Here is a 7,365-nt window from a genome sequence, read left to right on the forward strand (position 1 = left end):
GGGTGGCACGGGTGAGTGATCGAATGGACGCACTGTCTTCGGGCGTCGCTGTCACATTTCCGCGCGTGCCGAAGCGCCTGTCCCGAATGCGAAGCGGCCTGCGCCGTCGACGGGACTATCCAGGCGTTTGTCATCCCACCGTCACGCGGCACGACATCGTGCAGTCATGCTCGCCGCATACGGTGGTGGTCCCTTCAGGAGACCACCCCATGACAGACCTGCATCGACGCGACGTCCTCAAACTCATCGGCGCCGGCGGCCTGGGCGGCGCGTTGCCAGGCAGCATCGCGAATGCACTGGCCGTGCCGGCCCATCACCGCACAGGCACGATCGAGGACGTCGAGCACATCGTCATCCTGATGCAGGAGAACCGCTCGTTCGACCACCTGTTCGGCACGCTGCGCGGCGTGCGCGGCTTCGCCGACCCACGGGCCGTGACGCTGCCGTCGGGCCAGCCCGTCTGGTACCAGCCGACCGCGACCGGCACGCTGCTGCCGTTCCGCCCGCCGGTGGCCGATGTCGGGCAGACCTTCCTGCCGGATCCGCCGCACGGCTGGAACGACACGCATGCCGCGTGGAACGGCGGCCGCTGCGACCAGTGGGTGCCCCACAAGGGCGCGGTGACGATGACCTACCACACGCGCCGCGACATCCCCTTCCACTACGCGCTGGCCGATGCCTTCACCGTCTGCGATGCCTACCACTGCTCGGTGCTCGGGCCGACCGACCCGAACCGCTATCACCTGTGGAGCGGCTGGCTCGGCAACGACGGCCGGCAAGGCGGGCCGGTCATCACCAATGCGGAAGCCGGCTACGACTGGACGACGTTCCCGGAGCGGTTGACGCAGGCCGGYATCGGCTGGAAGGTCTACCAGGACGTCGGCACCGGCCTGAATGCCGCGGGCTTCTGGGGCTGGACCTCGGACCCCTACATCGGCAACTACGGCGACAACGCGCTGCTGTACTTCCACCAGTACCAGAACGCGCCCGAGGGATCGCCGCTGGCCGTCGCGGCGCGCACCGGCACGCAGATCAACGCGCTGAACCGCGATCCGGCGCGCCTGTTCGACACGCTGCGCGAGGACGTGCGCAACGGCCGCCTGCCGGCGGTGTCGTGGATCGTCGCGCCGGAGGCCTTCAGCGAGCACCCGAACCATGCGGCGGATTTCGGCGCCTGGTACAGCTCGCAGGTCATCGACATCCTCGCCTCCAACCCCGATGTCTTCGGCAAGACGGTGCTGTTCATCAACTACGACGAGGAAGGCGGCTTCTTCGACCACATGGTTCCGCCCACCCCGCCGTTTGCCGGGCAAGGCGCGTCGACGGTGGACACCGTCAACGAGATCTACCCGGCCGGCGACGCCGCCCACCCGAGCGCACCGTACGGCCTGGGCATGCGGGTGCCGATGCTCGTGGTCTCGCCGTGGAGCAAGGGCGGCTGGGTCAACTCGCAGGTGTTCGACCACACCTCGCTGATCCGCTTCATCGAGGCACGCCACGCGAAGGCGCATCCGCAACTCGTCGAGCCCAACATCACGCCGTGGCGGCGCGCCGTGGCCGGTGACCTGACGTCGACGCTCGATTTCTCGCGCCCGGACCGGGATCGGGTGCGGCTGCCGAGCACCGCGGGGCTGATGCCTGCGAACCTGGTGCGCCACCCCGACTACGCGATCGTGCCGCCGACCTCGCCGCTGCTGCCGGTGCAGGAGCCCGGCGTGCGGCCGGCGCGCGCCCTGCCCTATGTGTTGCATGCCGAAGGCGCGGCGAACACCGCGACGGCATCGTTCCAGCTCAGCTTCGGCAACACCGGCAAGGCGGCAGCCGTCTTCCATGTGCGCTCGGGGCAGGCGGCGCAGGCACCGAGGAACTTCACGGTCGAGCCCCAGCGTTTGCTGTCGGCCTCGTGGGCGGCGGCGGTCGATGCGTCGTATGACCTGTCGCTCAGCGGGCCGAACGGCTTCCTGCGTGCCTTCAAGGGCAAGGTCCGCGCCGACAGCAGCAAGCTGCTGATCCGCGCGAGCTACGACGAGGGGCGCCTGGGCATCACGCTGTCGATCACGAACGTCGGGCTGCAGGCGGTCGGCCTGCGGGTGCGCGACGGGTATGGCGACGGGCGCGGTGACGGGCGTGGTGACGATCGCTGGGCCGACCGGCTCAGGCCGGGCCAGTCGACCGCGAAGTACTGGCCGCTCGAACGCAGCCGCGGCTGGTACGAGCTGGAGATCACGGTCGACGGCGATGCGGCGTTCGCGGCGCGCTTCGCCGGCCACGTCGAGAACGGCGACGACAGCATCAGCGACCCGCTGATGGGGCGGCTGCGGCCGGGCCCGCGTCCGTGACCATCGGCCTGCCTCAGTGCGCCGTCACCACGGCGATGCTGCAGTCGCGCCCCTGGACCTGCACGTTCGATGGAATCGGCCGTGCACCGCTGTACGCGAGCTGCATCCCGAGGTCGACCGCACTGCCCGCCGCCACCGTCGCGTTCCAGTCCACCGGCCGGACGGTGATGGTGCGCGCGCTGGAGGTCACCACACTGCTCCAGTAGTTGGTCACCGTGAAGTCGCTCGACTCGGTCCACGACAGCTGCCAGTTGCTCAACGCCTGCGTGCCGGTGTTGCTCAGCCGGATCGCCATCACCTGGCCCGCGCCCCAGTCGTTGCTGATGTCCAGCGTGACCGCGCACGCGCCGGGCGGTGGCGTCGTCCCCTGCTGCGTGGTGGCCGACACCGTGGCACTGGCGGCGCCCTCGCCGCCGGCGTTCGCGGCCGTCACCTGGTACCACCAGGTGGTGTTCGCCGCCAGCCCGGTGTCGAGGTAGCTCGTCGCCGTCGGTGATCCGACCGCACTGAAGCTGCCTGCCGCCCCGCTGGCCGAGCGCTTCACCGAGTAGCTCGTCGCATTCGCCGCCGCCGTCCACGCGAGCGTCACCGACCCGGCCCCGCCGGTGGCCGTGAGACCCTGCGGTGCCGCCGGCGGGGTCACCGGGCTGCCGCCGCATGCCGGTGGCTCATTGCCGAACACCTTCACACCGTTCGAGTAGACCGGGATCGCCAGCGACTTGACCGTGCTGCCGGCCGCCAGCCCCGCATACGACGGGTCGTTCGCCGGGTTCCAGTACGCCGTGCCGGAGGGCGCCGAGAAGCGGAACTGGATCTCCTTGCGGTGTGCCGACTGGCCGCCCGGGTAGATGTCGGTGCCGGTGAAATCCGCGACGGCGTAGTAGATGTTGCTCGTGCCGCAGCGGAACGGCCCGCTCGCCGCCCCGCCCTGCGAGTAGTTCGTGCTCAGCGTGATCGCCGAGGCCGGCACGCCGGCCGCGATCACCTCGCTCAGGTCGACGTAGTAGCGCAGCGAGAGCTTGTCGCCATGCCGCGCCGGCCAGCCCGAGCGGTTGTTCAGCAGCGCCTTGATCTCGGTGTAGGTGCCGCCCGAGCTGTTGATGCCGGCCTCGACGAAGAACTCGTCCTCGGTGGCCACCTCGCGCGGCGGGAAGTTCGCGAGCGGCGCGCCGCCGGGTGCGAGCTCGTTCATCTTCGCCAGCACGCCGGTGAAGGCCGCGTTGTAGTCGGTCGCGACCTCGTTCGACACGTAGTTGCCGATGTCGTCGCTGTACGAATCGTTCGCGCCCGGCCCGCCCACCATCGCGCCGTACAGCAGGTGGCGATGTGCCGCCGGCGTCGCCTGGCTGTCCAGCCACGAGCCGTGCGCCGTGCGGTGGTGCGGGTGCTGCGGCGGGTTGACGCCGAAGCCGATCAGGTAGCTGCCCTGGCGCGGGTTGTCGCCCAGCACGTAGTTGACCTGGCGCGTCGCGAAATCCCGATACCGCTGCTGCTTTGCCGCGTCGCCCACCACGTCGGCATAGGCGAGCGCGATGAAGGCCTCGTTCATCGCATAGCGCAGCGAGCCCCACTGGTCCAGCCAGGCCAGGCCGCCCGGCGTGTAGGTCACGCGCTGGCCGTCCGAGGTGCCGGTGGTCCAGTAGTCGAGGTTGCGCTCCAGCGCGTCCTTGTAGAGCGCCTTGCCGGTGCTCTCGGCCAGCATCAGGTAGACGCCGACGAGCTTGCTGTCCCAGCCCAGCGTCCACTTGTACGGCAGGTAGGCGGTCTGCCCTTCGGTGCCGAAGTTGCCCACGAACGACTCGGCCTTCTGCAGGTAGGCCGCCTCGCCGGTGGCGCGGTACAGCCAGGCGGCGCCCCAGGCCAGTTCGTCGTAGTAGCCCGACCAGGAGTTGTAGTAGTTGGCCGCGTCGGGGACACAGTCGGAGTACTTCGCGCGCACCGTGTCGGCGAAGGTGTAGAGCTGCCGCGCATGCGTCAGCAGTTGCGCCGCATAAGTGGGATCGCTGGGCGAGAACAGCATCGAGGCGGCCGCCATCGCCGCCGCGGTCTCGGCCGCCACGTCCGACCCACCGCAACTGGCCGTGATCCGGTAGCTCGGCGCCGCGAGCGGGTAGACCTCGACCGGGCCCCACCAGCTGTGGTCGGTGCCGCCGTTGCCCACCTGCACCACCAGCTCGTTCGGTGCGGTGTGCGCGCGCATGAAGTAGTCGTTGACGAAGCGCAGGTTGGCGAGCAGCGCGTCGTACTGCCCGGCGGCCTGGTAGCCGGCCTTGAAGCGCAGCCCGCCCCAGGCGAGCTGGGTCGCGCTGAAGGCCATCGGGAAGCCGAACTTCACATGGTCTCCGGCGTCGTACCAGCCGCCGGTCAGGTCGCGGCCGATGTCGCTGCCATCGGACAGGCGCGAATCGCCGCGCCAGCTGGTGACGCGGTTCCAGGCCGGCAGCTTGCCGGACTGCTGCGCTTCGTAGAACAGCACCGATTTCTGCAGCGCCTCGGCGTAGTTGAAGCGGGGCGCGGCCAAGGGGGCGGCCATCGCGCGGGCGCGCGAGGTGTCCTGGGCCGCCGCGTCGGCGGGCGCGGGGCCGTCGCCGCCGCCGCAGGCGCTCAGTGCGGCCACGGCAATGGCGGAGCAGGCCGCCATCCGCCCCAGCCGATGGATGAAGTTCTCGTTCATGGTCATCTCCCTGGATCAGAGGTTAGTGGGCACGGACGCGTAGCCGCCCAGGCGGGCGGCGATCGCATCCGGAAACGACTGGGTCAGCGCGTTGTAGCTGCCGGCGAAGCGGCTGTAGCGCTCGCGGGCCTCGGCCAGCTGCGCCTCCGACTGCAGCAGCTGCCGGTGCAGGTCCTGCACCGCGGCGTCATCGCGCAGCGCGGGCTGCCGCTGCGCCGCGGCCACGAGCCGGAACAGCACGCCGGTCAGCTCGCCCTGGTTGCGCTTGAAGGCATCGAGCGCGCGCGGGTCGTCAAGCAGGCCCGGCGTGCCGGGCAACGCCGCCGCACGCGCCAGCGCGCCGCGCGCGGCCTCGACCAGCTGCGGATCGACGTCGGCTGCACGGCCGGCCGCCTGCAGCGCCGGCACGGCGAGCCGGTTGCGCTCGGCGTAGACCTGCGCGACCTGGCGCCACTCGGCCGTGCTGGCCGTGCGCGCCTCGCCGAGGCGGATCACCATCCGCGAGCCCCAGGCCGCGGCGCCGGCCGCCAGCACCAGCCCGAGGGCCAGTGCGGCGAGCCGCGCGTTGTGAGGGTGGTTCATCGCATCCCCCTCTCGTCACTTGATGGTGACCGTGCAGTTGTGCCCTGCCAGCGCCAGCCCGGTGGGCATGGGCTTGGCGCCGCTGTAGCCGATCTGCATGCCGAACTCGACGCTGCCGCTGGGCGACACCGTGCCGTTCCAGCCGGCCGGGGTGGCCACCACGCCGCGGCCGTTCTTCGTCACCGTGGCACTCCACGAGTTGGACAGCGTGAAGTCGTTCGACTCGGTCCAGCTCAGCGACCAGCCGGTGATCGGCGCCGTGCCCGTGTTGCTCAGCTTGATCGCGGGCACCTGGCCGGCTCCCCAGTCGTTGCTGGTGTCGAAGCTGATCGTGCAGTCGGCGACCACCACGTCGTTGTCGATCTCGGTGGCGGTAACGACGGCGCCGGTGTGGCCGGTGGCCGCCAGGTTGAAGCTCGCGCTGCCGTTGGCCTGGTCGGCATCCTCGGCGGCGGCGATCACCAGGTTCTGCGGCACGTTGTAGTTGGCCGGCGTGAAGGTCAGCGTGGTGGTGGCCGTGCCCAGGTCGGCGTCGCCGCCGGCGGCCTTGCTCACCGTCACCGTGACCGTCCCCGCCGGCGCCTGCGACAGGCTGACGCCGACGCTCGCGCTGGCGCCCTCGGCCACGCCCAGCGTGCCCGCGCTCAGCACGATGGCCGGCGTGCCGCCGCTGCCGTCGCCGTCGATGTTCGCGTAGTCGTTGAAGGCCATCGCGATATCGGCCTGCGCCCAGAAGCGGTGGTAGACCCAGTCGGGCGAGGCGCCGCCGGCCAGGTAGGCCTGCAGCTTCGGCCACTGCGGATCCTGCTGGTACTTCGGCCGCAGGCTCAGGAAGGTCGCGTTCGAATCGATGGTCGCACCCTGCGCGTTGGTGCCGCTCCAGCCGGAGGGCACGTAGACGCCCGAGCCGGTTGCCGGGTCGTAGGCGTCGTCGAAGCGCAGGTAGTCGGTGCGCTTCTCGGCGACGGCGATGCCCTTGCTGTCCTGGTAGCGGGTCCAGGCGCGGTCCAGCAGCTCCTTCGCGAGGGTCTTCGCAGCGGCGTTGCCGGATTTCGCGGCGTAGTGGATCAGCGTGCGCGCGAAGGCGGCGGTGGTGCCGATGTCGCTCGTGCGATCGGCCACCGTGACGCGCAGGCTGGCATTCGCGCCCGGCGAGGCGGGGTTCCAGGTGTCGGGCTGGCCGCTCCACTTCAGCGTGCTCGGGATCGCGTAGCTGCCATCGGCGTTCAGCAGCGTCTGCGCCGAGGCCCAGGCCACCCACTTGTCGAGCAGCGCCTTCGCCTTCGCGTCGCCGCTCGCGCGGTAGTACTCGGCCACCCGCTGCATCGACCACACCTGCATGCCGAACCACTCGTTCGACCCCGGGTCGTGGTAGACCGGGTTCTCGTCGTAGGCCATGCCGTAGAAGGTGGCGGTGCCGGCGGGCGGTGCGCCGTAGTTGCCGCCCCAGCTGTTGGTGGCGCCGCCGGCGATCGCGCCGTCGGCCGACTGCAGCCAGCGGTAGAACTCGAGCTGGCGGGCGAGGCTCTTGCCCCAGTCGCCGGCCGCCGTCGGCGAGCCCGGCTTGAAGTCGGCCTGCGTCGACAGCGCCCAGGCCGCGAGCGGGTTCTGGTAGCCGAAGTGGTTGTGGCTGGAGCCGATGCGCCAGGCCCAGCCGGCGCTCGCGTCGGCCGCGCCGCCCCAGGCGTAGTACCAGCTCATCAGGTAGGTCTGGTTGTCGCGCAGGCYGTTCGAATCGGGCAGGCCGGTGCCGGGCGCGCAGGCCTGCGC

General features: G+C 70.8%; 4 protein-coding genes. 1 reads left to right on the forward strand and 3 read right to left on the reverse strand.

The genetic code is table 11. The annotated features are described in order from the left end of the window. Positions 1-209 precede the first annotated feature (209 nt). Positions 210-2,339: a phosphocholine-specific phospholipase C gene (locus tag AC1D1T_RS03360; protein WP_477991394.1), complete on the forward strand. Its 2,130-nt coding sequence runs from the start codon at positions 210-212 to the stop codon at positions 2,337-2,339. Between the two features lie 13 nt (positions 2,340-2,352). Here the strand turns inward: AC1D1T_RS03360 and AC1D1T_RS03365 are convergent, their stop codons facing one another. From AC1D1T_RS03365 to AC1D1T_RS03375, 3 genes are all read right to left on the reverse strand, one after another. Then, positions 2,353-5,013, reverse strand: coding sequence for a glycoside hydrolase family 9 protein (locus AC1D1T_RS03365; protein ID WP_477991396.1), 2,661 nt, complete (start codon positions 5,011-5,013; stop codon positions 2,353-2,355). A 15-nt stretch (positions 5,014-5,028) separates the two neighbouring features. Further along, complete coding sequence (locus tag AC1D1T_RS03370; RefSeq protein WP_477828395.1) at positions 5,029-5,595, reverse strand: LemA family protein; 567 nt, start codon at positions 5,593-5,595, stop codon at positions 5,029-5,031. A gap of 15 nt (positions 5,596-5,610) precedes the next feature. After that, a partial coding sequence (locus tag AC1D1T_RS03375; RefSeq protein ID WP_477991398.1) for a glycoside hydrolase family 48 protein occupies positions 5,611-7,365 on the reverse strand: 1,755 nt, incomplete at its 5' end.

The organism is Rhizobacter sp. P2_H3 (assembly GCF_056403355.1).

Excerpts from the sequence above, each read along its gene's own strand:
- AC1D1T_RS03370 (WP_477828395.1), bottom strand. The coding sequence starts at position 5,595 with ATGAACCACCCTCACAACGCGCGGCTCGCCGCACTGGCCCTCGGGCTG.
- AC1D1T_RS03365 (WP_477991396.1), bottom strand. The coding sequence starts at position 5,013 with ATGAACGAGAACTTCATCCATCGGCTGGGGCGGATGGCGGCCTGCTCC.